Annotated in this window: 30 protein-coding genes; 6 read left to right on the top strand and 24 right to left on the bottom strand. The window is 36.7% G+C overall.

Annotated elements, in window-relative coordinates; all coding sequences use genetic code 11:
* Positions 1-198: 198 nt before the first annotated feature.
* The 9 genes from tuf to DYE19_RS10210 form a co-directional block, all read right to left on the bottom strand.
* The gene (gene tuf, locus DYE19_RS10250) at positions 199-1,383 is read right to left on the bottom strand and encodes an elongation factor Tu (protein WP_049214773.1); all 1,185 of its coding nucleotides are present in this window, start codon (positions 1,381-1,383) and stop codon (positions 199-201) included.
* A gap of 59 nt (positions 1,384-1,442) precedes the next feature.
* Positions 1,443-3,545, bottom strand: a complete 2,103-nt coding sequence (fusA, locus tag DYE19_RS10245) for an elongation factor G (RefSeq protein ID WP_049214772.1) — start codon at positions 3,543-3,545, stop codon at positions 1,443-1,445.
* A gap of 111 nt (positions 3,546-3,656) precedes the next feature.
* The gene (rpsG, locus tag DYE19_RS10240; RefSeq protein ID WP_049214771.1) at positions 3,657-4,127 is read right to left on the bottom strand and encodes a 30S ribosomal protein S7; all 471 of its coding nucleotides are present in this window, start codon (positions 4,125-4,127) and stop codon (positions 3,657-3,659) included.
* A gap of 134 nt (positions 4,128-4,261) precedes the next feature.
* Positions 4,262-4,636, bottom strand: a complete 375-nt coding sequence (gene rpsL / locus DYE19_RS10235; protein ID WP_005717858.1) for a 30S ribosomal protein S12 — start codon at positions 4,634-4,636, stop codon at positions 4,262-4,264.
* A gap of 189 nt (positions 4,637-4,825) precedes the next feature.
* Positions 4,826-5,113, bottom strand: a complete 288-nt coding sequence (locus DYE19_RS10230; RefSeq protein ID WP_115323465.1) for a DsrH/TusB family sulfur relay protein — start codon at positions 5,111-5,113, stop codon at positions 4,826-4,828.
* A gap of 8 nt (positions 5,114-5,121) precedes the next feature.
* Entirely contained in the window at positions 5,122-5,481 is a 360-nt protein-coding gene (tusC, locus tag DYE19_RS10225; RefSeq protein ID WP_174694540.1) for a sulfurtransferase complex subunit TusC, read from the bottom strand.
* Positions 5,481-5,861, bottom strand: a complete 381-nt coding sequence (gene tusD, locus DYE19_RS10220; RefSeq protein ID WP_049214768.1) for a sulfurtransferase complex subunit TusD — start codon at positions 5,859-5,861, stop codon at positions 5,481-5,483. Before tusD ends, tusC begins: the two co-directional genes overlap by 1 nt.
* Positions 5,861-6,532, bottom strand: coding sequence for a helix-turn-helix transcriptional regulator (locus tag DYE19_RS10215; protein ID WP_115323464.1), 672 nt, complete (start codon positions 6,530-6,532; stop codon positions 5,861-5,863). The genes tusD and DYE19_RS10215 overlap by 1 nt, the downstream gene beginning before the upstream one ends.
* A 73-nt stretch (positions 6,533-6,605) precedes the next feature.
* Positions 6,606-7,325 (bottom strand): FKBP-type peptidyl-prolyl cis-trans isomerase, encoded by a 720-nt coding sequence (locus DYE19_RS10210; RefSeq protein WP_115323463.1) that lies wholly within the window; start codon positions 7,323-7,325, stop codon positions 6,606-6,608.
* A gap of 87 nt (positions 7,326-7,412) precedes the next feature.
* Between DYE19_RS10210 and DYE19_RS10205 the strand changes: the two genes are divergently transcribed.
* Entirely contained in the window at positions 7,413-7,634 is a 222-nt protein-coding gene (locus DYE19_RS10205; RefSeq protein ID WP_049214765.1) for a SlyX family protein, read from the top strand.
* Between the two features lie 52 nt (positions 7,635-7,686).
* On the opposite strand, the gene DYE19_RS10200 is transcribed toward DYE19_RS10205, so the two are convergent.
* Positions 7,687-8,412: a glutathione peroxidase gene (locus DYE19_RS10200; RefSeq protein WP_049214764.1), complete on the bottom strand. Its 726-nt coding sequence runs from the start codon at positions 8,410-8,412 to the stop codon at positions 7,687-7,689.
* Between the two features lie 135 nt (positions 8,413-8,547).
* Between DYE19_RS10200 and oxyR the strand changes: the two genes are divergently transcribed.
* From oxyR to DYE19_RS10185, 3 genes are read left to right on the top strand one after another with little or no spacing between them, the layout of a single operon-like run.
* On the top strand, positions 8,548-9,444 hold the full coding sequence (oxyR, locus tag DYE19_RS10195; RefSeq protein ID WP_049214763.1) for a DNA-binding transcriptional regulator OxyR: 897 nt from the start codon (positions 8,548-8,550) through the stop codon (positions 9,442-9,444).
* Between the two features lie 15 nt (positions 9,445-9,459).
* Positions 9,460-10,074 (top strand): HTH-type transcriptional repressor FabR, encoded by a 615-nt coding sequence (gene fabR / locus DYE19_RS10190; RefSeq protein WP_115323462.1) that lies wholly within the window; start codon positions 9,460-9,462, stop codon positions 10,072-10,074.
* A gap of 12 nt (positions 10,075-10,086) precedes the next feature.
* Complete coding sequence (locus DYE19_RS10185; RefSeq protein ID WP_115323461.1) at positions 10,087-10,593, top strand: protein disulfide oxidoreductase; 507 nt, start codon at positions 10,087-10,089, stop codon at positions 10,591-10,593.
* A 14-nt stretch (positions 10,594-10,607) separates the two neighbouring features.
* Here DYE19_RS10185 and deoR read toward each other — a convergent pair whose 3' ends face one another.
* Both deoR and deoC read right to left on the bottom strand, forming a co-directional pair.
* The gene (gene deoR, locus DYE19_RS10180) at positions 10,608-11,357 is read right to left on the bottom strand and encodes a DNA-binding transcriptional repressor DeoR (protein WP_115323610.1); all 750 of its coding nucleotides are present in this window, start codon (positions 11,355-11,357) and stop codon (positions 10,608-10,610) included.
* Between the two features lie 18 nt (positions 11,358-11,375).
* Complete coding sequence (deoC, locus tag DYE19_RS10175) at positions 11,376-12,047, bottom strand: deoxyribose-phosphate aldolase (RefSeq protein ID WP_115323460.1); 672 nt, start codon at positions 12,045-12,047, stop codon at positions 11,376-11,378.
* Between the two features lie 542 nt (positions 12,048-12,589).
* Between deoC and rfaD the strand changes: the two genes are divergently transcribed.
* Entirely contained in the window at positions 12,590-13,519 is a 930-nt protein-coding gene (rfaD, locus tag DYE19_RS10170; RefSeq protein WP_115323459.1) for an ADP-glyceromanno-heptose 6-epimerase, read from the top strand.
* A gap of 48 nt (positions 13,520-13,567) precedes the next feature.
* Here the strand turns inward: rfaD and DYE19_RS10165 are convergent, their stop codons facing one another.
* On the bottom strand, positions 13,568-14,182 hold the full coding sequence (locus DYE19_RS10165; RefSeq protein ID WP_049214758.1) for a cation diffusion facilitator family transporter: 615 nt from the start codon (positions 14,180-14,182) through the stop codon (positions 13,568-13,570).
* Between the two features lie 75 nt (positions 14,183-14,257).
* Between DYE19_RS10165 and DYE19_RS10160 the strand changes: the two genes are divergently transcribed.
* The gene (locus DYE19_RS10160) at positions 14,258-14,662 is read left to right on the top strand and encodes a MerR family transcriptional regulator (RefSeq protein WP_115323458.1); all 405 of its coding nucleotides are present in this window, start codon (positions 14,258-14,260) and stop codon (positions 14,660-14,662) included.
* 65 nt (positions 14,663-14,727) lie between these two features.
* Here DYE19_RS10160 and mnmA read toward each other — a convergent pair whose 3' ends face one another.
* From mnmA to DYE19_RS10105, 11 genes are all read right to left on the bottom strand, one after another.
* Positions 14,728-15,879 (bottom strand): tRNA 2-thiouridine(34) synthase MnmA, encoded by a 1,152-nt coding sequence (gene mnmA / locus DYE19_RS10155; protein ID WP_115323457.1) that lies wholly within the window; start codon positions 15,877-15,879, stop codon positions 14,728-14,730.
* Positions 15,880-16,083: 204 nt separating this feature from the next.
* Positions 16,084-16,338 carry a (Na+)-NQR maturation NqrM gene (gene nqrM / locus DYE19_RS10150; RefSeq protein WP_115323456.1) on the bottom strand — a complete coding sequence of 85 codons (255 nt, stop codon included), beginning with the start codon at positions 16,336-16,338 and terminating at the stop codon, positions 16,084-16,086.
* A gap of 10 nt (positions 16,339-16,348) precedes the next feature.
* Complete coding sequence (locus DYE19_RS10145) at positions 16,349-17,380, bottom strand: FAD:protein FMN transferase (protein ID WP_167409479.1); 1,032 nt, start codon at positions 17,378-17,380, stop codon at positions 16,349-16,351.
* Between the two features lie 164 nt (positions 17,381-17,544).
* Positions 17,545-18,768 carry an NADH:ubiquinone reductase (Na(+)-transporting) subunit F gene (nqrF, locus tag DYE19_RS10140; RefSeq protein ID WP_115323455.1) on the bottom strand — a complete coding sequence of 408 codons (1,224 nt, stop codon included), beginning with the start codon at positions 18,766-18,768 and terminating at the stop codon, positions 17,545-17,547.
* A 15-nt stretch (positions 18,769-18,783) separates the two neighbouring features.
* Positions 18,784-19,380, bottom strand: coding sequence for an NADH:ubiquinone reductase (Na(+)-transporting) subunit E (gene nqrE / locus DYE19_RS10135; RefSeq protein ID WP_049214744.1), 597 nt, complete (start codon positions 19,378-19,380; stop codon positions 18,784-18,786).
* A gap of 3 nt (positions 19,381-19,383) precedes the next feature.
* Entirely contained in the window at positions 19,384-20,010 is a 627-nt protein-coding gene (locus DYE19_RS10130) for an NADH:ubiquinone reductase (Na(+)-transporting) subunit D (protein ID WP_049214743.1), read from the bottom strand.
* A complete protein-coding gene (locus DYE19_RS10125) occupies positions 20,003-20,785 on the bottom strand; it encodes a Na(+)-translocating NADH-quinone reductase subunit C (RefSeq protein ID WP_115323454.1) in 783 nt (260 codons plus the stop codon). The genes DYE19_RS10130 and DYE19_RS10125 overlap by 8 nt, the downstream gene beginning before the upstream one ends.
* Positions 20,778-22,010 (bottom strand): NADH:ubiquinone reductase (Na(+)-transporting) subunit B, encoded by a 1,233-nt coding sequence (locus DYE19_RS10120; RefSeq protein ID WP_049214741.1) that lies wholly within the window; start codon positions 22,008-22,010, stop codon positions 20,778-20,780. Before DYE19_RS10120 ends, DYE19_RS10125 begins: the two co-directional genes overlap by 8 nt.
* Before the next feature lies 1 nt (position 22,011).
* Positions 22,012-23,355: a Na(+)-translocating NADH-quinone reductase subunit A gene (locus DYE19_RS10115; protein WP_115323453.1), complete on the bottom strand. Its 1,344-nt coding sequence runs from the start codon at positions 23,353-23,355 to the stop codon at positions 22,012-22,014.
* Positions 23,356-23,850: 495 nt separating this feature from the next.
* Complete coding sequence (locus DYE19_RS10110) at positions 23,851-24,879, bottom strand: ABC transporter permease (RefSeq protein ID WP_115323452.1); 1,029 nt, start codon at positions 24,877-24,879, stop codon at positions 23,851-23,853.
* A gap of 7 nt (positions 24,880-24,886) precedes the next feature.
* Positions 24,887-26,386, bottom strand: coding sequence for a sugar ABC transporter ATP-binding protein (locus DYE19_RS10105; protein WP_115323451.1), 1,500 nt, complete (start codon positions 26,384-26,386; stop codon positions 24,887-24,889).
* Positions 26,387-26,449: the final 63 nt, after the last annotated feature.

Here is a 26,449-nt window from a genome sequence, read left to right as displayed (position 1 = left end):
CTTCTGAACGCGTGATTGTAGCACTTTATTTTAAACTTGCATATTAAAATTACAGCAGAAAAATCACTTTTTAAATCAATCTAGGTAACAAGTATTACTCTCTAAATAATCATATTTAGACTTCCTTAGTACAATGTTCAACCATAAAAAAAGGCGTAATAAAATACGCCTTCTTTCTGTTTTGCTCTTTAAGCCTAATTATTTAATAATCTTAGCTACAACACCAGCACCCACTGTACGACCACCCTCACGAATCGCAAAGCGTAAACCTTGGTCCATCGCAATCGGGTGAATTAAACTTACAGTCATCTTGATGTTATCACCTGGCATTACCATCTCAACACCTTCTGGTAATTCAATTGTTCCCGTTACATCAGTTGTACGGAAATAGAACTGTGGACGGTAACCTTTGAAGAATGGAGTATGACGACCACCTTCTTCTTTTGATAACACGTAAACTTCTGATTCAAAGTCTGTGTGTGGTGTGATTGAGCCTGGCTTCGCTAATACTTGACCACGTTCGATTTCTTCACGTTTAGTACCACGTAATAAAGCACCAACGTTCTCACCCGCACGACCTTCGTCTAATAGTTTACGGAACATCTCAACACCCGTTACTGTTGTTTTTGTGGTTTCTTTAATACCAACAATTTCAACCTCTTCACCAGTACGGATAATTCCACGCTCTACACGACCTGTTACTACTGTACCACGACCTGAAATTGAGAATACGTCTTCAATTGGTAATAAGAATGGTTGGTCGATTGCACGCTCTGGCTCTGGAATGTAAGTGTCTAAGTGACCCGCTAATTCAAGAATTTTCTCTTCCCACTCTGGTACACCGTTTAATGCTTGTAACGCTGAACCACGTACGATTGGTGTATCATCACCTGGGAAATCATATTGAGATAGAAGTTCACGTACTTCCATTTCAACTAATTCTAATAACTCTTCATCGTCTACCATGTCACATTTGTTTAAGAATACGATGATGTAAGGTACACCTACTTGACGACCTAAAAGAATGTGCTCACGAGTTTGTGGCATAGGACCATCAGTCGCTGCTACTACTAAAATAGCACCATCCATTTGTGCAGCACCTGTAATCATGTTTTTTACATAGTCTGCGTGTCCTGGACAGTCAACGTGTGCGTAGTGACGTGTTGCTGTATCGTATTCTACGTGTGATGTGTTGATAGTAATACCACGCGCTTTTTCTTCTGGCGCATTATCAATTTGGTCAAATGCACGAGCTGCTCCACCAAAGTGTTTTGATAATACTGTAGTGATTGCTGCTGTTAAAGTTGTTTTACCATGGTCAACGTGGCCGATTGTACCCACGTTTACGTGCGGTTTTGTACGTTCAAATTTTTCTTTAGACACGATTAAGTTTCCTCAGTAGATACCACGAGCCATTATGGCTCGTGGTTTGTTAAACAAAATTATTTTTTGCGAGCTTCAATGATTGCATCAGCAACGTTTTTCGGCGCTTCTGCATACTTCAATGGTTCCATTGAGTATGAAGCACGACCTTGAGTTTGTGAACGAAGGTCAGTTGCATAACCAAACATCTCTGAAAGTGGTACTTCTGCATTGATCTTCACAACAAATTCATTTGCTTCTTGACCGTTAACCATCGCACGACGACGGCTTAAGTCACCAATTACATCACCAACATAGTCAGGTGGTGTTTCAACTTCAACTTTCATGATTGGCTCAAGTAGCACTGGGTTTGCTTTATTAAAGGCTGCTTTAAATGCTAAAGATGCAGCTAATTTAAATGCAAGCTCAGATGAGTCAACATCATGGTATGAACCGAAGTGTAAACGTACACCTAAATCTACTACTGGATATCCTGCTAATGGACCAGATTTAAGTTGCTCCTGAATACCCTTATCAACTGCCGGAATATATTCACCTGGAATCACACCACCTTTGATTTCATTCACGAATTCATAGCCTGGACCTTCTGGCTCTAATGGGTATAAGTCAATAACAACATGACCGTATTGACCGCGACCACCAGATTGTTTTGCGTGTTTACCCTCAACGTCATTAACACGAGTACGGATTGTTTCACGATAAGACACTTGTGGTTTACCGATATTCGCTTCAACTTTAAACTCACGGCGCATACGGTCAACGATAATATCTAAGTGTAACTCACCCATACCAGAGATAATAGTTTCACCTGACTCTTCATCAGTATGAACACGGAATGAAGGGTCTTCTTGTGCAAGACGACCTAATGCGATACCCATTTTTTCTTGGTCCGCTTTAGTTTTCGGTTCAACTGCAACAGAAATTACTGGCTCTGGGAATTCCATGCGCTCAAGAATAATTGGTGCATCTTGTGCACATAATGTATCACCAGTGCCCACATCTTTCAAACCAATTGCTGCTGCAATATCACCAGCACGAACTTCTTTGATCTCATCACGTTTGTTCGCATGCATCTGCACGATACGACCAAAACGTTCACGTTTATCTTTTACAGAGTTCAATACTGTGTCACCAGAGTTAATTACACCTGAGTAAACACGGAAGAAAGTTAAGTTACCAACGAATGGGTCAGTCGCTATTTTAAATGCAAGTGCCGCAAATGGCTCTTCATCACTTGCGTGACGCTCACCTTCAGTTTCATCTGGGTTGATACCTTTAATTGCAGGAATATCTGTTGGTGCAGGTAAGTAGTCAATTACTGCATCAAGCATTGCTTGAACACCTTTATTTTTAAAAGCTGAACCACAGCAAACTGGAATAATTTCACCTGATAATACGCGTTGGCGTAAACCAGTTTTAATTTCTTCTTCAGTTAACTCTTCGCCACCTAGATATTTTTCCATCAACTCTTCTGATGCTTCAGCTGCTGATTCAACGAGGTTTTGACGCCATTCTTCACAAGCATCTAACATATCAGCTGGAATATCTTCATAGGTAAATGTCATACCTTGATCAGCTTCATTCCAGTTAATCGCCTTCATCTTAATAAGGTCAACAACACCTTTGAAATTATCTTCTGAACCAATTGGAAGCTGCAAAGGCACTGAATTACCACCCAAACGAGTTTTGATCTGTTCAACAACACGTAAGAAGTTAGCACCTGTACGGTCCATTTTGTTTACGAAAGCAACACGAGGAACTTGGTATTTATTTGCTTGACGCCATACGGTTTCAGATTGAGGTTGAACACCTCCTACCGCACAATACACCATTACAGCACCATCTAGAACACGCATTGAACGTTCTACTTCGATAGTAAAGTCAACGTGTCCTGGAGTATCAATTACGTTAATACGGTGCTGTGGATATTGTTTAGACATACCAGACCAGAATGCTGTTGTTGCAGCAGAAGTGATCGTGATACCACGCTCTTGCTCTTGCTCCATCCAGTCCATAGTAGCTGCACCATCGTGCACCTCACCAAGTTTGTGACTCACACCTGTATAGAAAAGGATACGCTCGGAAGTTGTTGTTTTACCTGCGTCAATGTGAGCACTGATACCAATATTACGGTATCTTTCAATAGGGGTTGTACGTGCCATTATTATTTCCTTGCTGGAATTCAATATTAAATATTAAATTTTAAATATGTATAAGGCTTCACCACATAATTAAATGAGATGAAGCCTGAAAAACGTAGTTGCTTAAACCTATTACCAACGGTAATGAGCAAACGCTTTATTAGCTTCAGCCATACGGTGAACGTCTTCACGTTTTTTCACTGCTGCACCTTTATTTTCCGATGCATCAGATAATTCATTAGCTAAACGCAAAGCCATTGATTTATCACCGCGTTTACGTGCAGCATCAACAATCCAACGCATACCTAATGCGTTACGACGTACTGGACGCACTTCAACTGGAACTTGATAAGTAGAACCACCCACACGACGAGACTTAACTTCAACAGTTGGGCGTACGTTTTCAAGTGCAGCTTCAAAAGCCTCTAACGCTTCTTTACCAGTACGTTGTGCTAACGTATCTAATGCACTATAAACGATTTTTTCTGCGATAGATTTTTTACCATCTACCATTAAAACATTAATAAATTTTGCAAGCAATTCTGATCCGAACTTTGGATCTGGAAGGATCTTGCGTTGACCTACAACACGACGACGTGGCATTGTAATTTCTCCGTATTAAAAATTCAGGATATCCAAAACTCATCTTTATGTGATATCTATCACTTATTGACTGGAGTTTATGGTTTAAATAGTTTTACTAATTTAGACGTTTGGCCTTACTTAACGGAGAACCATTAAGATTTAGGACGCTTAACGCCGTACTTAGAACGACCTTGTTTACGATCTTTAACGCCAGCACAGTCTAATGCACCGCGTACAGTGTGATAACGCACACCTGGTAAGTCTTTAACACGACCGCCACGGATAAGCACAACACTGTGCTCCTGAAGGTTATGACCTTCACCGCCGATATAAGAAGTTACTTCGTAACCGTTAGTCAAACGAATACGGCATACTTTACGTAATGCTGAGTTCGGTTTTTTAGGTGTAGTTGTGTATACACGTGTGCATACACCACGTTTCTGCGGGCAAGCCTCTAATGCAGGAACGTTACTTTTTACAACCTTTTTCACACGCGGTTTGCGTACTAGCTGGTTGATAGTTGCCATTAAAAAAGCTCCAGTATTAACAATTATTCATAAAAGAATGTTTATATTCAAAATCTATTCCATACAAGAATAGACGCTGAATTTTAATCTTCAAGAGCAGTAATGTCAAGAAATAAGCAGAAACTCTTGGGAAATTAAAGAAATGAGCAAGAAGCAATAGTTCTGACAATAGAAGAAAGTAATATTTACTTAAAGCGCAAGTTGAGGGTAATATTGCTCAGTTAATTGAACTAACTGAGACAAAGAGATAATTTTTATTTTGTGATTTAAACGAATCGCTTTTTGCAAATTGCGAGCCTTAAGATCAGTTTCTAATATGAAACACACCGTATTTGTATTTGATAATAACATCGGAAACTTAAGTGCTAATAAAACACCATCTTGCCATAATACAATTGCGTCTTTCTCAGTGATATGTTCTAAATGCCGAGCAAGCTCATTGATATCATAGTTAGCTTGTGAAAATGTATAGAGCATATAACCTCTTAAAAAGTCAATATTTTTTCTGCTTGTTGGAGTTTTTCAACTAATAAAGTGCGGTCAATTTTTTCACAAAAAATAATGTGCTGTTTTTCACTCAAGCCAAATTGTGTTAATGAATCAGCACAAACATAACGTTGTTTAATATCATATAAATCTAATAGCTTTAGTCCGCTGACAAAATCTTTTTGTAAAATCAATTCTGGCTGTTGTTGTATCAATAAATTCAATACACCATCATCAATAAAAAAAACAGCAATGTCTTCTTCATTACAGAAAGCCGTCGCAGCCAATAATGCGTCGAGTCCTTCACGACTTGCTGAAGACCCATGCGGTGCTGAACGAAAAACAAAAGCAATTTTGATCATAATGTTAGAACCCTATCCGACTCTAATAAAGCTTGGCTAAATTCGCCTAGCCCTGCTAAAACAAAATGTGAAGCTAAATTAGTCTGTCCTACTGTTTTTGCACTTTGTGTATCGACTATACCACGACGTTGTGCTGCTGCAATACATAAATGAAGTGGAACATCATATTGCTGTGAGAAATTTTGCCATGCTTTTTGTAAATTAAATTCATCGTTAGCAGGATAAACAAAAGCATTACCTGTTGTCGTACCTTGTTGAAAAAAGAAAATCTGGCTAATTTGATGACCTTGCTCGACTAAAGCTTGCGCAATTTGATAAGCTAAGTAGCCACCTTGGGCACCATAAATAGGCTGTTTTATACAAAGTACATAACGCATTATTTTTGCTCATCCGAATCTTGCTTCACTTGGCGAATATACAAATAAACTGTATGACGAGAAATATCTAACCGATCTGCAACTAAGTTAATTGCATCTTTAATATCAAATATCCCTTTTTCATAGAGTGAAATAACAATTTGACGATTTTTATTATTATTTGACACCATACGATCTGCGGTTACTTCTTCAATCGTTTTCTCGACAGTTTGTGCAACTAACTCCTCTACTGAGCTTGCAAAATTCACACTCGAGGTTTCTTGCTGCTCTTCCGTTGGTATAAATGCTTGCATAAACTCAGATACAGGCACATCTAAATTAATATTAATGCATAATAATCCAATAATACGCTGACTTTTATTACGGATAGCGATAGTCACCGACTTCATCAAACCTTTACTTTTTGCTCGAGTAAAATAAGGCTTAGATACACTTTCAGTTTGCATATTATGTAGCGACTTTAAGGCGAGATCTGTGATGGGGGAACCAATTTGGCGATTCGTATTATGTCCATTAGCAATACAAATAGTTGAATGTTCTAAATCTTCTAAAGAATGAAGCACGATTTCACAATGACGACCGATAAGGGCACTGACGCCATCTACTACTGCTTTGTAAGAATTCAAAATTGCTTTATCTTCGTCTGTAAAAGGTCGTTTATCCGTTAACATTTACTTTATTCTCAATAAGTTAAAATAAATAACCGCACTTTTCACTGAACATAAAAGTGCGGTTTTTTTTTAATTATTTTTTCTCTTCAGATTTCACATCTACTACTTCGACATCAAAATATAAAGTCGTATCAGGTGGAATCATACCTGCACCTTGAGAACCATATGCAAGCTCTGGTGGTAACACTAGTTCAATTTTACCACCTTTCTTAATAAGCTGTAAGCCTTCTGTCCAACCTGGCACGACTTGATTTAATTTAAATGAAATTGGTTTGCCATTAGAGCTATCAAAAACTTGGCTATTTGGTAATTTTCCAGTGTAATTAACTGTTACTAAATCTGTTGCACCAATCTTAGTACCTTGTCCCGATTTTTCTATACGATATAAAAGCCCCGATTTTGTTTTCTTCACGCCAGCCTTTTTCTCAAATTCGGCACGATATTTATCACCTTCTTCTTTTGCCTGTTTAGCAACTTTAGCCAACTCTTTTTCTTGTGCTTGTTGTATTTTATCTTGGACTAATTGTAATGTATTTACGACTTCTGTATTTGAGCCAAGATGAGTTTTTCCATCTAAAACATCCTCTACACCTGCTAATAAACGAGCATTGTCATATTCAATAATCTCTTTTTGGGTATCGATAATATCTTTAATGTTTGAACCTAATAGCACACCAACTGCATAAGAAGCATCATCATTAAATTTTTTCTCATCTACATTGGCAAGCACTGAACTTGAAATGATGGCCCCGACCATTAAACTAAGCACAGAAAATTTTTGAATTTTAAACATAATGTCTAATCCTTTATAATGAAAAAATGAATTGGGATAGGTTAAAACGGAATTAACAAATTCACAACCTTTATTTGGAGTTTATTTATGCAAATTCAAGAAAAATTAGAGCAGCGTATTGCGGAATTAGAAATGAAAACTACATTCCAAGAAAACTTATTAGATGAATTAAACCAGTCGCTGATAGAACAACAATTTGCGCTAGACAAAATGCAAATACAATTACGTTATTTAGTCAATAAGTTAAAAGATATACAACCATCTAATATTGCAAGTCAAGCCGAAGAAACACCACCGCCACATTATTGATAAATAAAAAGTGCGGAAATCTAACCGCACTTTTATATTATTTAATACTTAATTAAGCAAAATATTTTTCTAGATCTTCACTGCCACCAATATATTGACCACCAATAAATACTTGAGGCACACTTGTTTTTCCTGTGATTGCACGTACTGAAATTGTACTTGCATCACGACCTAGCACAATCTCCTCAAAAGTATAGCCTTTTTCTTTTAACAAGGCTTTTGCTTTTGCGCAGAATGGACAACCTGGTTTAGTAATCACAGAAACTGATGGCTTAGGCTGCCAATCAGGTTTGAGATATTTCATCATCGTATCTGCATCAGAAACTTTAAATGGATCGCCTGGCTCTTGTGGTTCAATAAACATTTTTTCAACAACACCATTACGCACTAGCATCGAATAACGCCAAGAACGTTTACCAAAACCTAAGTCTTCTTTGCCAACTAACATTCCCATGCCTTCAGTAAATTCACCATTTCCATCTGGAATTACAATAACATTTTCAGACTCTTGATCAGCTTTCCAAGCATTCATCACGAAAGTATCATTAACAGACATACAAATAATGCTATCAACACCTAATGCTTTAAATTCACAAGCAAGTTCATTATAACGTGGTAAATGCGTTGATGAGCAAGTTGGTGTAAATGCGCCTGGCAATGAGAAAAGTACAACTGTTTTATTGTCAAACAAATCTGCGCTGGTTACATCAACCCATTGATCGCCTTGACGAGTATGAAATGTAACTTGTGGAACTTTGTTTCCTTCCATTGTTGTCATAAATGTTCTCCTCTATATTAAGTAATAAATAACCATATGAATCTTACTCCTTTATGAATTATAGTCAAATTTATGATATAGTTTAAAACAATTGGTCCGATCTTTTTAATTGCTTATTTCAATGATGAGGTAAAAATGAATATCCGCGATTTAGAATATTTCGTGGCACTTGCAGAGCATAAACATTTTCGCCGTGCGGCAGATTCATGCCATGTAAGCCAACCTACATTAAGTGGTCAAATTCGTAAATTAGAAGACGAATTAGGTATAATATTGTTAGAGAGAACAAGCCGTAAAGTCCTTTTCACTCAATCTGGCTTATTATTAGTTGATCAAGCAAGAGCAGTATTAAGAGAAGTGAAGTTACTCAAGGAAATGGCGAGTAATCAAGGTAAAGAAATGACTGGTCCAATCCACATTGGTGTTATTCCTACTATAGGTCCTTATTTATTACCTTATATTATTCCAGTACTTAAAGAGGGCTTTCCTGATTTAGAACTTTTTCTCTACGAAGCACAAACTAGCCAACTTTTAGAACAGCTAGAAACTGGTCACTTAGACTGCGCAATTATCGCCTCAGTACGTGAAGCAGAAGCTTTTATTGAAGTCCCAATTTTCAAAGAAAAAATGCTACTTGCTGTAAGTGATTCTCATCCTTGGTCAAATGAAAAGACAATTGAAATGAGTAAACTAAATGGTTGTGAAATGTTAATGTTAGATGACGGACATTGTTTACGTGAGCAAACCATGGGGTATTGTTTTAGCGCTGGTGCAAAAGAAAATGCACATTTTCAAGCCACAAGTCTAGAAACGTTGCGTAATATGGTTGCCGCTAATGCTGGTATTACTTTTATGCCTCAACTTGCTGTCATTAATGAAGGTAAGCGTACAGGTGTAAAATACATTGCTTGTACTGCACCCGAACCATCTCGTAGTGTCAATTTAGTTTATCGTCCAGGTTCACCACTACGAAGCCGTTATGAAAGAATTGCTCAAACAATCAGCCATACAGTTAATACTATTCTATCTTAAAAATAAGGAGGGAAAATGGCAGGTGTAAGAGCATTACAGAAAGAAAAAACGAGACGCGCACTCATTAGCGCGGCCTTTAATCAACTGACTGCAGAACAAAGCTTTTCAAATTTAAGTTTACGTGAGGTATCACGAGAAGCGGGTATTGCACCTACATCATTTTACCGCCACTTTAAAGATATGGATGAGCTTGGATTAACTATGGTTGATGAAGCTGGATTAGTATTACGCCAGCTAATGCGTCAAGCTCGTAAGCGCTTGGAGAAAGGCGGCAGTGTTATTGCTATTTCAGTCGATACCTTCTTTGAATTTATTACGAACAATCCTAATATGTTTCGTTTATTATTACGCGAAAGCTCTGGTACGTCGCAAGCATTTAGAACTGCAACAGCACGCGAAATTAAACACTTTGTTGATGAGCTCACTGAATATATTGTATATCGTAATCATTCTTCACAATATATATCTCAAGTTCAAGCTGAAGGGATGGTAACTATCGTCTTTACAGCTGGCGCAAATGCATTAGATATGGGAAAAACAGAGCGTGAACAACTTAAACAACATGTTATTTTACAATTACGAATGCTCGCCAAGGGGGCAGAACAGATCAATCTAAAAGAAATTGAGTAATTTCATTACACAATGATACGCAAAATTTATCATCTTTTAAAATCCTTCGTTTCAGTTGTACTAACATTAATTGTAGTAAGTACTGTATTCGATTTTATACGTAAACCTACTGCTCCTATTAATGCAACTACCACTAAACTAACTGGTTTACAGAATCAGTCTTTTTTCCTTGCTCAACTTAGTCAAACACAACCAACTATTTTATATTTTTGGGGGAGCTGGTGTGGATATTGCCAATATACTTCACCTATCATACATTCTTTAGCAGAGGAAGGTTATCCTGTTGTCTCTGTTGCATTAAATTCTGGTGATAATGAAACAGTACAACGTTATTTAACTAAACATGATTACCACTTCACTACTATCAATGACCCACAAGGTACATTAAGTCAACAATGGCAAGTCAGCGTGACTCCTACTATTATTATTTTAGATAAAGATGACATGGAATTTGCAACAACAGGTTTAACAACTTATTGGGGAATGAAAGTGCGGTTACTTTTAGCTAAGTTTTTTTAATTTAATTCTATCTACTAAGCTATACAAGTAATAATCTGATCAGCGAATTCTGTTGGTACGGACTTATCACAAACTAGGATATCGAACGCATCTAAATTTGCAATATAAGCTTGTTGAATTTGATGGAACTTTGCATGATCGATAACTAAAATGGACTGCTGTGTCTTTGACATAGCAACTTGCTTAACTTTTGCTTCATCAAAATTGAAACAAGTAACGCCCTGTTTTAAATCAACACCCGCGGCAGAAATAAAAGCCTTATTTGTACGAATGATTTCTAATTCTGTTCTAGATTGGATTGGCATCAAAAATGCATTATGACGAGAATAACGCCCACCACATAAAATCACATCACAGTTAGGCTTTTCCTGCAATGCAATAAACGCATTGATAGAACAACATACAGCAGTAAATTTTAAATGATGTTCAATCTCAGCTGCAATAAAAGGAATTGTAGAACCACAATCAAAGAAAACAACATCACCCTCTTCAATTAAACTCGCAGCAACTTTAGCGAGCTTTACTTTTTCAGTCGTATTTTTCCCTTGATGTTCAAAAATTTGATACTGCTTGTTATTTTGCTTTTTAGGATCTTTGACAATATAACCACCTAATAAAATAATTGAGCTTGCACTGGAACTAAGATCTCGCCGAATAGTCATTTCAGAGACTTTTAATATTTCAGCCGCTTCTCGCAAGTGAATTTTATCCATTTGCTTCAGTAAAAACTCCAATTTTTGGATGCGAGAATTCATCTTTTCCATAGCAAGCTCAATCATTTATTAATAGGTGCTATTTACATCCTGTAAACCATTAATAATCGCAATCCCTGCACTTGCACCGATACGTGTCGCACCAGCATTAATCATTGCTACTGCTGTTGCGGTATCACGCACACCGCCAGACGCTTTAACTCCAATATCGCCTACGGTCTGTTTCATCAAGGCAACATCTTCCACAGTTGCACCACCGCTGCTGAAACCAGTTGACGTTTTCACAAACGCTACATTTAACTGTTTACAAATTTCACATGCTTTAACAATTTCTTCTTTTGTTAATAAGCAAGTTTCTAAAATCACTTTTAGAGGTTTATTAGCACAAGCTGTTAATACTTCTGCGACATCTGCACGAACAGCGTCCCATTTATTGGATTTAATTAAGCCAACGTTAATAACCATATCAATTTCATCTGCACCAACCTGAATAGCCTGACTGGCTTCAAATGCTTTAACTGAACTTAAATTCGCTCCTAAAGGAAAGCCCACAACAGTACAAATTTTAACATCAGTACCTGCAAGTTTTTCTTTTGCTAAAGGAATATAAGCAGAATTAATACAAACAGACCAAAATTTATTCTCAATTGCCTCATCACATAATTTAAGAATGTCTTGTTCCGTTTTTTCTGCAGTTAATGCTGTATGATCAATAAACTGTGCAATTTCTTTTGCGCCCATATATCTTCCCCATTGACAATTTGTATATAAAATAGACTAATATATATTATACATCAAAATCAAGAAGAAAATGTGACGAAGTTAACAAAAAAACATTTTTATGTGAAAAATATAACATTTTAAACTAATATAGTTTTACTTTTTCCATATCATTAAGCAAGCTTAGAGCAATCACATATGTTTTTGTAAAATATATTTATAGAACAACTTTTTATTTCTATATTCAATTGAGCGTTCTGTCCCTAACACATTATTTATATTTACTTTATTCTTACACAAAAATAAAAAAGCTTAATCCCAGAAATTCACAAGCTGTATCTTAATCATTCTCATCATATGTCTTCACAATTACGCTTTCTTTTAACTTAACTAGTTATTTATATAGATATTTTCCATAGAAAATAGGTCCAGCAGGGATTAAAATTATAAGGATACTTTTCAAGTAAAGGCGAAAAACCGATACTGTGTATAAAATACTTAAACACATCTCTCATAAAATCCATTACAATACATATCAGTATTAACCAACAGAGGACAATATTATGATTATCGTAACTGGCGGTGCTGGATTTATTGGTAGTAACATAGTAAAAGCCCTAAACGAACTTGGGCGCACAGATATTTTAGTCGTAGATAATTTAAAAGATGGGACAAAATTCGCAAACTTAGTGGATTTAGATATCGCTGATTATTGCGATAAAGAAGACTTTATTGCTTCTATTATAGCTGGAGATGATTTAGGTGATATTGATGTTATTTTCCACGAAGGTGCTTGCTCTGCGACCACTGAGTGGGATGGTAAATACATCATGCACAATAATTATGAATATTCAAAAGAACTCTTACATTATTGCCTAGATCGTGAAATCCCTTTCTTTTATGCCTCGTCCGCAGCAACTTATGGAGATAAAACAGAATTTCGTGAAGAGCGCGAATTTGAAGCGCCATTGAATGTTTATGGTTATTCTAAATTCTTATTCGATCAATATGTACGTGCTATTTTACCAGAAGCAAACTCTCCTGTTTGTGGCTTCCGCTATTTCAATGTATATGGTCCGCGTGAAAATCATAAAGGTTCTATGGCAAGTGTCGCTTTCCATTTAAATAACCAAATTTTAAAAGGTGAAAATCCAAAATTATTCGCAGGTAGCGAGCACTTCCGTCGTGATTTCGTATACGTAGGCGATGTCGCAGCAGTAAATATTTGGTGTTGGCAAAACAATATTTCAGGTATCTATAATTTGGGTACAGGAAATGCAGAATCTTTCCAAGAAGTAGCCAAGGCAGTTGTCAAATTCCACGGTAAAAGTGAAGCAGATATCGAAACTATCCCATTCCCAGAGCATCTAAAAAGCCGTTATCAAGAGTATACACAAGCTAACTTAGATAAATTACGTGCTGTTGGCTATGACAAGCCATTTAAAACAGTTGCACAAGGTGTGGCTGAATATATGGCATGGTTGAATAAATAAAGTACCTCAAATATAGAAAAGCGGTCAAAATTTTGACCGCTCTCTTATCTAGTTTTCACCCAATATCGCAGCTTTTATAATTGCATAACCACTTTTTAAAACAAATAGACTCAAAATAAAACTCGCTATAATATCAACCCATACCCAATCAAACAGATATGCGCTTAAACCCGCAATAATCGCAACAATTGAACCTAATACATCTGCTAACACATGCAAATAAGCTGCTCGAAGATTGAGATTGATGTGATCACCTTTTAACATCAAGTGAACAACAACACCATTCACTAACAAACCTAATACTGCCACAATTAACATCGGCAACGAAGCAATCTGCTGTGGATATTGCCAACGTTCAATTGCCTCCCAAATAATGTAAATAGCCACCAACACCAAAGAAAATCCATTCAACATTGCTGCTCGTCGTTGATTTTGTGAATTCAAGTACAAAGCAATTAAAGCGATTAGTAAAGCAAAACTATCGTTCGCCATATGTCCTGCATCAGCCATCAATGCTAAACTATTAAAATAATAACCACTTAAAAACTCAACAATCATGAAGCTAGTAATCAGAATAAAACTCAGCAAAAGAATTCTGCGATTAGCTGTATGTATATGAGTATGGTTAGACGTATGTTCATGATGCTTTCTTAAAGATGGCATTCTACTCTCCTTTTCATTACTCGTTACTTTAATTACAATAGTAAAGTCTGTAGTTACTACAAGGTCAAGCTATCTATGACAGCTTTCTTTAAGATAAATGAATTAAGTAAAAAAACAGCACTACATAGTGAAACTATTCGTTATTATGAAAAAATTGGTTTACTGCCTAAACCACAACGTGGCGAAAATAACTATCGCTTGTACGACAATAATACGGTACAACTTCTAGAGTTTATTAAAATCTGCAGAACACTGGGTTTTAGTATTGAAGAAATCAAACAGCTACACCAATTACAAACTAACCCAAAAGCGGATTGTCAAAATGTAGATGAAATGATTCGCCACCATTTAAATCAAGTACAAGAAAAAATTCAACAACTCAAAAAGATTGAACAATTTTTACGAACGCTTTCAACGTGTGACGAACATAATATTTCTCATTGCAGAGCAATAAGTGGATTAAAGATGAGAAAAAACTAAAACGAAAAGTGCAGTTGGAATCACTAAAATTATAACTGCACTTTTATTCTCATAGCGAAAAAAAGCTACTTAAGTTGGGATTCAATTACCCCCCCACCAAGACAGACCTCGCCTTGATAGAAAACTGCAGATTGCCCAGGCGTAACTGCAATTTGTGCTTCATCAAAGATCACTCGAATCGTATTATCATCAATTGGCTGAATCTCACAAGGAATATCTTCTTGGCGATAACGGGTTTTTACTGTACAACGTAAATTCTGTCGAATAGGTTGACGATCAACCCAATGTAGTTGGCTAGCAGTTAGCCCAATAGACAATAAGGCCGAATTGTCGTGTCCTTGAGCAACTACTAACACATTATTAATTAAGTCTTTCTCGACGACATAAAACGGATCTTCGCTCATCCCTTTTATACCACCAATACCTAATCCTTTACGTTGACCAAGAGTATGGTACATCAACCCATCATGGCGTCCTACAACTACCCCATCAATTGTTTTGATATCACCTGGTTGTGCAGGAAGATAACGTGCAAGAAAATCTTTAAATTTACGTTCACCAATAAAACAGATACCCGTAGAATCTTTTTTCTTTGCTGTGACTAAACCTAAATCCTCGGCTATTGCACGTACAATTGGCTTTTCAATTTCACCCACTGGAAATAAGCTCTGTGCGATTTGCTCTTCACTTAACGTGTATAAAAAATAACTTTGATCTTTATTATTATCTAAACCACGTAATAATTGATATTTTCCCGCATTTTCGCCTCGACGCACATAATGGCCAGTGGCGATATAATCTGCCCCTAAATCCTCTGCTGCATACTCTAAGAAGGCTTTAAATTTAATTTCTTTGTTACACAAAATATCGGGGTTTGGTGTACGCCCTGCTTTATATTCTTGTAAAAAATGCTCAAAGACATTATCCCAATATTCTGCAGCAAAATTAATTTTGTGTAATTTTATACCTAATTTATCACAGACTGCTTGGGCATCTGCTAAATCTGCTGCTGCAGTACAATAATCTGTATCATCATCCTCTTCCCAATTCTTCATAAACAGGCCTTCGACTTGATAACCTTGCTGCTGAAGAATAAAAGCTGATACAGAAGAATCTACCCCCCCTGACATACCACAGATCACTTTCTTTTTCCTGTTTTCAGTAAGTTCAAGTGCGGTCAGTTTTGCAAAAGTTTCGTCATAAGTTTTTGATTTCATTTTTTATCTTCTCGCTGATAAAAGACTTTCCAGATGCGATCAATACGATCAATAACAGGCTGATGAGTAAACAATGATTATTTTTGGATTTTATATGACACATAACAAAAGTGCATTCCTTTCAGTATAGTTTGCACTTTTGTATGAATTTGAAATGTCGAGTTATACCAATTCAATGTCACTCAACATTTATCATTCGATAAATCATTTCACTTCATAAAAGTGCGGTTGATTTTTAGCAAATTTCTCATCATATTCTTTTTGTGCCTGCTCATCGCCAGCATCTAATTTGGCTTTTAAATTATCACATGGCTCTTCACAATCACACACTTTTTTCAAGCCTAGAGATGAAATTCCTCCACAGCTACCCGCAATGGTCTTACGTTTCACAATGTAACCTATCGCCATACCAGCAATAATTAATAAAAAAAGACCAAATGTAATTAAGAAAAGTTGCATTATCTCACCTTTAATGTTGACTATTTAGTAGTTTTTCAAATGCTGAGGACATTCTAGCCTCAAACCCTTTTTCTGTTTTCGTAATCAAATACACAAGTAAATTATACTTTTCTGCGACTTCCAAAGCTTTCTCTTCACCTAAAACATATAATCCCGTCGATAAACCATCTGCCGTCATTGTAGAATCCGCAAGGACCGTAATAGAAGCCAAACGATGATCTATTGGATAACCAGTTTTAGGATCAATTTCATGAGAAAAACGCCGCCCATTTTCTTCAAAATAGTTACGATAATTACCTGAAGTTGCCATCGCAAGATTTTTCAAACCAATAATTTGAGAGACAGCTCTTGAGCCATCAAAACTTGGTTTTTCAATCGCAATTTGCCAATCTTTCCCCTCTAAATTCTTTCCTTTAGCACGAATCTCACCACCAATCTCAACTAAATAATTATCAGCGCCCTGCGATGAGACATAAGCAGCAACTTTATCTACACCAAAGCCTTTTGCAATAGAAGAAAGATCAATGTATAACTGTGGTACAGCTTTTTGTAAAAAGAATTTTTCACCTTCCTGAGTCAAGACTAACTTTTCAATGCCTACCCAAGCACGTCGTTTCTCAAGTTGCTCTTCCATTGATTCTGGAGTAGTTCGTTTTTCTGGGCCAAACCCCCACAAATTAACAATCGGACCAATAGTGACATCTAATGCACCATCTGTCACTTTATTTAAACGAATTGATTCTGCCAATACTGTGGCTAGATCGGCAGAAATTTCGATTGGTGTATCTATTTGTGTATATTGATTGAACATACTTAATTCAGAACTTGCAATATAAGTAGACATTTTATTATTAACGTCTCTTAATACACTTTCTATACCCGCGTGCATAGCTTCTGACTTAATTTGAAACTGCCCATTATCAACATACTTCACACTATAAGTTGTTCCCATAGTTTTGCCAGTTAAAGTCACCATCTCTGGCGATTTCTCACAAGCTACTAATAGCAAAGTACTAAATGCGACTAAGGCACTCGTCATCATTTTTTGTAATTTCACATTAATTCCTTTCGTTTAAAAACGTTGTAAGTTTGGACTTTCGTTATAATAAAAACCAAAATTGCAAATTTTCTTAAATAGAAGTGCGGTCAAACTTTACAAAATTTTGTAAAACTGACCGCACTTTAATGAGTTAAGGTAAATATAGATTAACCACCAAAGTCATCTAATAAGATATTCTCATCTTCAACCCCAAGATCTTTTAACATCTTAATGACTGATGCATTCATGATTGGAGGTCCACACATGTAATATTCACAATCTTCAGGTGCTTCATGATCTTTTAAGTAATTTTCATAAAGTACATTATGAATAAAGCCTGTATAACCGTCCCAATTATCATCTGGTAATGGATCAGAAAGCGCTACATGCCATACGAAATTATCATTTTCTGCTTGTAACGTATCGAAATCTTCTACATAGAACATCTCACGTCTAGAACGTGCACCATACCAGAACGACATTTTACGTTTTGATTTCAAACGTTTTAATTGGTCAAAAATATGTGAACGCATCGGTGCCATACCAGCACCACCACCGATAAATACCATTTCTGCATCTGTTTCTTTAGCAAAGAATTCACCAAATGGACCAGAAATTGTTACTTTATCACCCGCTTTTAATGACCAGATGTAAGATGACATTTGACCAGGAGGGGCATCAGGATTGCTTGGTGGAGGTGTTGCAATACGCACATTAAGCATAATAATACCTTTCTCTTCTGGGTATGAAGCCATTGAGTATGCACGGATAATATGCTCATCTACTTTAGACACATAGCGCCATAAGTTATACTTATCCCAATCTTCGTGATATTCTTCTGGAATATCAAAATCTTTATAGTTAACTACATGTGGATCAGCTTCGATTTGGATATAGCCACCTGCACGGAATGGTACCTCTTCACCTTCAGGAATTGCTAATTTTAGTTCTTTGATGAAGGTAGCTTTGTTATCGTTAGAGATAACTGTACATTCCCATTTTTTCACACCAAATACTTCTTCTGGTAACTCCACCTTCATACTGTTTTTCACATTCACTTGGCAAGAAAGGCGATAACCTTCTTTTGCTTCACGTTTTGAAATATGTGAAAGTTCAGTTGGAAGAATGTCACCACCGCCTTCTGTCACTTTAACTAGGCATTGACCACAAGAGCCACCACCACCACAAGCTGAAGATACAAAAATACCTTTACTTGCTAACGCACCTAATAATTTTCCACCTGCAGGCAAATGAATTGCTTTGCTAGGATCGTCGTTAATTTCAATTGTAATGTCACCTGAGTTCACTAATTTTGATTTAGCAAATAAAATAATCACTGCTAAAGCTAAAACAATAACGGTGAACATTGCAATACCAAGAGTAATTTCCATTCTGTATCCCCTTTCTTACAACTGAATACCTGAGAATGACATAAAACCAAGCGCCATTAAACCTACAGTGATAAAGGTAATCCCTAAACCACGTAACCCTGCTGGCACATCAGAATATTTCATTTTTTCAGTAATCCCTGCAAGTGCAACAATTGCTAACATCCAGCCAGTCCCTGCACCTAAACCATAAACCACAGACTCTGCGAAATTATAATCGCGCTGTACCATAAATGATACGCCACCGAAAATCGCACAGTTTACGGTAATTAATGGTAAGAAAATCCCTAACGCGTTATAAAGTGCTGGGAAATACTTATCAAGTACCATCTCAAGAATTTGAACTAATGCAGCAATAACACCGATAAAAGTAATAAAGTTTAAGAAACTTAAATCGATACCTTGTACCAATGCGCTGTCTTTTAAAATATGGGTATAGACTAATTGGTTCACTGGTACAGCAATACCTAATACTACAATAACTGCAATCCCTAGACCGAATGAAGTAGACACTTTTTTCGATACGGCAAGGAAAGTACACATTCCCAAGAAGAAAGAAAGCGCCATATTTTCGATAAAGACAGATTTAACGAAAAGACTAATATAATGTTCCATAGACTATTTCTCCACCTGCTCTGGTTTTAAGGTACGGATACCCCAAATAATAAAACCAATAATAAAGAAAGCACTCGGTGCAAGTAAGAATAGACCATTAGTTTGATACCAACCACCATCTTGGATAGTTTGGAAAACAGTCATACCAAATAATTTACCTGAACCAATTAATTCACGGATAAATGCAACAGAAACTAAGATTGCACCATAACCTAAACCGTTACCAATACCATCCACAAAACTTTCTACTGGTTCTGATTTCATTGCAAAGGCTTCGGCACGACCCATTACGATACAGTTTGTAATGATCAAACCAACGAAAACGGAAAGCTGTTTTGATAAACCGTATGCATAAGCACGTAAAATTTGGTCAACTAAAATTACTAATGATGCAATAATCGCCATTTGCACGATTATACGTACACTATTTGGAATATAGTTACGAATCAATGAAATAAATAAGTTAGAGAAAGCTGTTACAAAGGTTACAGCTAAGGTCATTACAACCGCAGTTTCTAACTTTGTAGTCACCGCCAAAGCAGAACAAATACCTAAAATCTGCAATGCGATTGGGTTGTTGTCCATAATTGGAGATAACAACAAGCCTTTTAACTTTTTAGTATCAGCCATTGTTCAACACTCCTGCTTTAAGTTTTGCTAAGAAAGGACCGAAACCTTTTTGACCTAACCAGAACTTGAATGAATTATTCACACCGTTACTCGTTAATGTCGAACCTGAAATTGCATCAATACCGTGTTCAGTATTTGCTGATGCTCCTTTACCTACAAATAAACCAATTTGATTATCCGCTGTGTAAAGTTTTTTACCTGGGAATTGTGCTTGCCATTTCGGGTTTTCGATTTCACCACCCAATCCTGGGGTTTCCCCTTGATCGTAGTAAGTAATGCCGTTTACAGTGTTACCATCTGGTTGAACTGACATAAAGCCGTACATTACAGACCATAAACCAGTACCATAGAATGGTAAAACGACTTGTGTAACATTACCTGAATCATCTTTGACCAAATACACTTCAGCAAAGTTTGCACGCACACGAATATTTGCAACATCATCTTCTGCTGATAATTGAACACTTTGTGCAGGATCTTTAACTGCTTTGGCTGCATCAAAATCAGCTTGAGCTGGTGCAAAATCACCTGTATTTAAATCAACTAAGCGGGCTTCAATATTTTTCGCATAGATAGTTTTGATTTCACTATTTTTAGTGCCTTCTTTTAATAAACCAGCAACACTCAAAATATTCTTTTGCTTATCTAATTCTTTTTGTTCAATTTGAGTTGGTTTAAGTAATACCGCAGAACCAGCTACGATAATAGAACAAGCTAAACTCAATAACACAATGACGAGAAGTGTTCCGCCAACGCTATCTTTATTCTTAAACATTGCGAGCTCTCCGACGTTTAATATTGGCTTGAACGACAAGGTAATCAAATACTGGCGCAAACAAGTTAGCAAATAAAATCGCTAGCATCATCCCTTCTGGGTAAGCAGGGTTAACGACTCGAATTAATACTGCCATCGCACCGATTAAAATACCATACCACCATTTTCCTTTATTAGTGAACGCCGCGGAAACAGGATCTGTTGCCATAAAGAACATACCTAGTGCGAAGCCACCTAATACTAAATGCCAATGCCAAGGCATTGCAAATAATGGGTTTGTATCTGAACCAATTAAGTTAAATAACGTAGAAACTGCGATCATGCCGATCATCACACCAGCAATAATACGCCAAGAGGCAATACGGGCAAAAACAATCACAGCTGCACCAATTAATAATGCAAGTGTTGAAACCTCACCAATAGAGCCTGGAATATTGCCTAAGAATGCATCCATCCAAGTAATTGGTTGACCAGTTACTACATGTTTCAAACCAGCTTGACCTTCAACTGCCCATTGTGAAAGTGCAGTTGCACCAGAGAAGCCATCAGCTGCAACCCAAACTGTATCACCTGAAATTTGTGCAGGATAAGCGAAAAATAGAAATGCACGTGCAGCTAATGCTGGGTTCATGAAGTTTTTACCCACGCCACCAAAAATTTCTTTTGCAACAACAACACCAAATGTAGTCGCTAATGCTGCTTGCCATAGCGGTAATGTTGGTGGCACAATCAAAGCTAAAAGAATCGAGGTAACAAAGAAACCTTCATTAATTTCGTGCTTACGTACCATCGCAAACAATACTTCCCAAAAACCACCTACTAAAAACACTGTTAAATAGATCGGTAAGAAGTAAGTTGCACCTAATAACATTTTACTTAACACACCTGCTGATGTTGTTAAATCAGCGCCTAACGCATTACTCAATGCATATTGCCAGTTATTTGCAATTGATTGTTCTAATGTACCTAATGCATCTGTTGCTAAGATTGCTTGTGCACCTACGTTATACATACCGTAGAACATAGCTGGGAATAACGCAAGCCATACTAGTACCATCATACGCTTTGAATCTAGCGCGTCACGAATGTGAGAAGCTTTATGCGTTACTGTTCCAGGGGTATATAAAAAAGTCGCTGTCGCTTCAAACAATGCATACCATTTTTCATATTTACCACCAGGCAAAAACGCAGGTTCAATTTTCTCTAAAAAATGTTTTAAACCCATTTTAACCTTCCTTCTCGATCTTATCTAAAGCTTGACGTAAGAGCGGACCATATTCATTTTTACCTGGACACACAAAGGTACAAAGTGCTAAATCCTCTTCATCTAGCTCTAAACAACCTAAAGCCTGTGCTGAGTCCGTATCACCTGCACTCAAATCACGTAATAATAAAGTTGGAATAATATCCAATGGCATTACACGCTCATAAGCACCGATTGGTACCATTGCACGCTCACCACCATTCACCGCGGTAGTAAAATTAAATAATTTCTTCGAGAAATGACCTAAGACAGTACGAGAAATTGAATATTTATTTGCGCCAGGCATAATCCAACCCAAGAACTCTTTCTCACGTCCTTCCTCTAAAACTGATACTTGTAATGCATAGCGACCTAAATAATCAACTGGACCAGCAGCTTTAGTTCCACTTAATACAGAACCAGAAATAACGCGGTTTTCGCCATCATTTAGTTCATTAGCTGTTAACTGTGAAAGATTTGCTCCCATAATAGTACGGACTAAACGAGGATTTCTCACTTGTGGACCAGCTAATGCGATAACACGGTTGACATCAAGCTCACCAGTTGTAAATAAATGAGCAATTGCAATAACATCTTGATAGTTAATGTACCAGACTGACTTAGTTGCACTAACAGGATCAACAAAATGAATATGCGTACCACTTAAACCTGCTGGATGTGGTCCCGCAAACTCTTTGACATCTAGGTTATCAATATTAGCTGTACTAGGAATATGAGTATCAGGCGCTTTACAAAGGTATACTTTACCTTCATGCAAACGGCTTAATACTGTTAAACCTTGTAAAAATGCTTGCTCATGCTCTTTTAGAATTACTTGAGGATCAGCAGCTAATGGATTCGTGTCCATCGCATTCACAAAGATAGAGACAGGTGTTGCATCAACAGCTGGCACTTTGCTGAAAGGACGCGTACGAAGTGCGGTCCATAATCCTGAAGTTTGTAAATTTTGACGAACTTGCTCTGAAGTAAGTTGTTTTAACTCCTCTGCAGCATACTTAGTAAAAGTGATTTGTTCATCACCTTCAATCTTAATTACAACAGATTGTAAAACACGCTTAGCACCACGATTAATCGCAGTTACAGTACCACTTGCAGGTGCAGTAAAGACTACGCCAGGATTCTTTTTATCTTCAAAAAGTACCTGACCTTTCTTCACAAAATCACCTTCGCGTACCTTCATTGAAGGACGCATTCCCACATACTCTTCACCAAGCAAAGCAACTTCGGTGATAGCATTGCCATCACGGATTACCTGCTCTGGCTTCCCAGCGATAGGAAGATCCAAGCCTTTTTTAATCGTAATCATATTGTTTGCACTACTTTTAGTCAGATTAAAAATATAGTTACAGTCAATATACTGTAACCTCGTCTTGAGTAATGATTTCAGCCTACTTACTGCTATCCAGTTAATGACACGATAAGAACAGGCTTAATTTCACGTAAATTAAAACTCAAATTCTGTTTTCGCCTCTATTCTGAATCAAAATAAAATTGATCAATCTGTTCAAAATACAAACGTTAAAATTTTGCTAAAATTAAACGCTTCATTTTAACCAAATAATAACTTTGGTGCCACTTTCACACCCTTTTTTTCGTTATTTTTGACTAAAAAAAGTGATTTTTTTGAACGATGTCAAATTTTACTCTTTTAAGCACCACTCTAATTACTCATAAAGTGTTAGCTTAAGAAGGATAATTTTATTCTTCTTTACTTATTAAATATTCTAAAGAATAAAATATAGCCTAGTTAAATTGAAATAATTAACTAGGCTGATTTAGAAAAAGAATACACCAAATGCAACTATTCTCTAAAGAATATACGTTTTAAACGTTGAGTAGACACTTCACCACGGCGGAGTTGATCTAAGAAAACAGCTAAAATAATGACAAGCCCAATAATTAAACGCTGTAGATAAGAGGTCACATTTAACAAGGTCAAACCATTTTGTAACACCCCCATAATTAATGCCCCAATAGAGGTACTGATGACAGAACCGACACCTCCCATCAAACTCGTACCACCAATTACTGTTGCGGCAATTGCATCTAACTCATAACCATTACCCGCAATAGGTTGTGCAGCATTCAAACGCCCAACTAAAATAACTGCGCCAATCGCCGCTAAAGCGCCATTAATCACGTAGGCTTTAATTTCAAGTTTCTCTATATTAATCCCCGACAATCGTACAGCCTCACGATTCCCCCCTAGTGCATAAATTTGTCGTCCAAATACTGTTTGAGTCAAAATATAAAAACTCACTAATACAACAACTAATGCAATGATGACGGGTACAGGAATCGCAAATGTTTCTGTCAATACAATTCGTCCGTTTCCTAAAAAACGTAAAGCATCTGGAAAATTATAAATTGTTTTTCCATCTGAAATAGTTAAAGCTAATCCTCGTGCAATCCCCATCATCCCCAAAGTAGTAATAAAGGGGGTGACTTTACCATACACAATCACTAATCCATTCACATACCCACAAAGTATTCCCACTAAAATAGCAGCTAAAACCGCACCTATCACGATACATAACACAGCAAAGCTTGAAGGAGCTTCACCTAGCCAATTCATGCCCCAATGAGTAAATACCCCTAAACATACCGCACTTAACGCAACAATAGAACCGACGGATAAATCAATCCCCCCTGTTAAAATCACATAAGTCATCCCTACGGAAATCACGCAAATGATAGACACCTGTAATAAAATATTCATAATATTATTAGCAGATAGAAACACATCTGAACTAAACGACATACCAATAATCATAAGTAGCAAAATGATGCCGATTCCTAATTTTGAAAAGACTTTTCTTAAACTTGTCATAGCCCACCTACTCATCTACACCAATCATTAAACGCATTAAATTTTCTTCTGAAATCTCTGATTTATCAGTTACTTCTTTAACAATTGCACCTTGTCGCATCACAATCACTCTATCAGACATCGTAATCAACTCAGGTAAATCTGAAGAAACCATAACAATAGAACCACCCTTATTTGTGAATTCACGCATCAAATCATAAATTTCTGATTTTGCACCAACATCAATACCTCGTGTTGGTTCGTCGAAAAACAAAATCTTAACGCCACTTTCTAACCAACGCGCAATGATCACTTTTTGTTGGTTACCTCCTGAAAGTGTTTTAGTGATTTGCTCTTGATTTTGAGAAGCAATCCGTAATTTTTGCCGATTTTCTTCTGCTACTTTACTTTCCAACGCTTTATTTAAAACAAACCCATTCCAAAAACGTTTTAAAATTGGCAATGTGATATTCTCTCTAATACTGAGTCCTAATACTAAACCCTGCTGTTTTCGATCCTCTGTAATGAAACCAATTTTATGTTGGACAGCATCTTCAGGAGAGCGAATTTGGACATGTTTTCCAAAAACGAAAATATTTCCCTGCGCATCATCAGCACCAAAAATTGCTCTTAATAGCTCTGTTCGCCCAGCACCAACCAAACCTGCGAAACCAAGGATTTCCCCTTCATGTAAAACAAAAGAGGCTGGTTTCTTAATATGTTGATTAGTCAAATTCTTAATACGCAACACTTCTTTCACTGGCACATAATTACGTTGATACGCTGAAAAATTAATTTCACGCCCAACCATTAATCTCACAATTTCATCTGGCGATGTTTCACTATAAGCCATTGTGCCAGTCAATTGACCATCTCTTAAAACAGTTACTTTATCCGCAATAAATTTAAATTCCTCAAGACGATGAGAGATATAAATCATTGCCACATTTTTTTCTTTTAACTGATGGATGATTTTAAAAAGAGTTTGAGTATTTTTTCTTGAGATTGAGGAGGTGGGTTCGTCAAAAATAATTACTTTATATTCACTAAAGACCGCTTTTGCAATTTCTACCATTTGCTGCTGAGCAATAGATAATTCGGCAACCTTAGCATCAGGATCAATGTCTAGCTCTAATTCATTAATAATTTGTTGCGTTTTTTGCCGCATAGCCGACCAATCCATTTTTCCACAATATTCCACCTGTTCATTTCCTAAAAAAATATTTTCCAGTACAGACAATTGTGGCACTAACATTAATTCTTGATGTATGAATCCAATACCTATCGCTTGTGCTTCTTTTACATTTTGTGGAGAATAAGGTTTTCCCTCAAAAAACATTTCTCCTTGTTCAAAAGAATAAATACCTGCAATAATCTTACATAGCGTTGATTTTCCAGCGCCATTTTCTCCCACTAAGCAATGAACTTCACCTGCATAAATATCCATATCTATATCTTTCAGAATAGGCACACCAAAAAAACTTTTATCAATATTTTTTAGCTTCAATATGCAATTTTTACGTTCCATAAAATAAATCCATACTTTATTCAGTTTCAATTGATAGCATAATTTAAACTGAGTACAAAAAAT

The organism is Pasteurella canis (genome assembly GCF_900454865.1).
GTDB classification, from domain to species: domain Bacteria; phylum Pseudomonadota; class Gammaproteobacteria; order Enterobacterales; family Pasteurellaceae; genus Pasteurella; species Pasteurella canis.
This window is presented reverse-complemented; position numbering and strand designations above follow the sequence as displayed.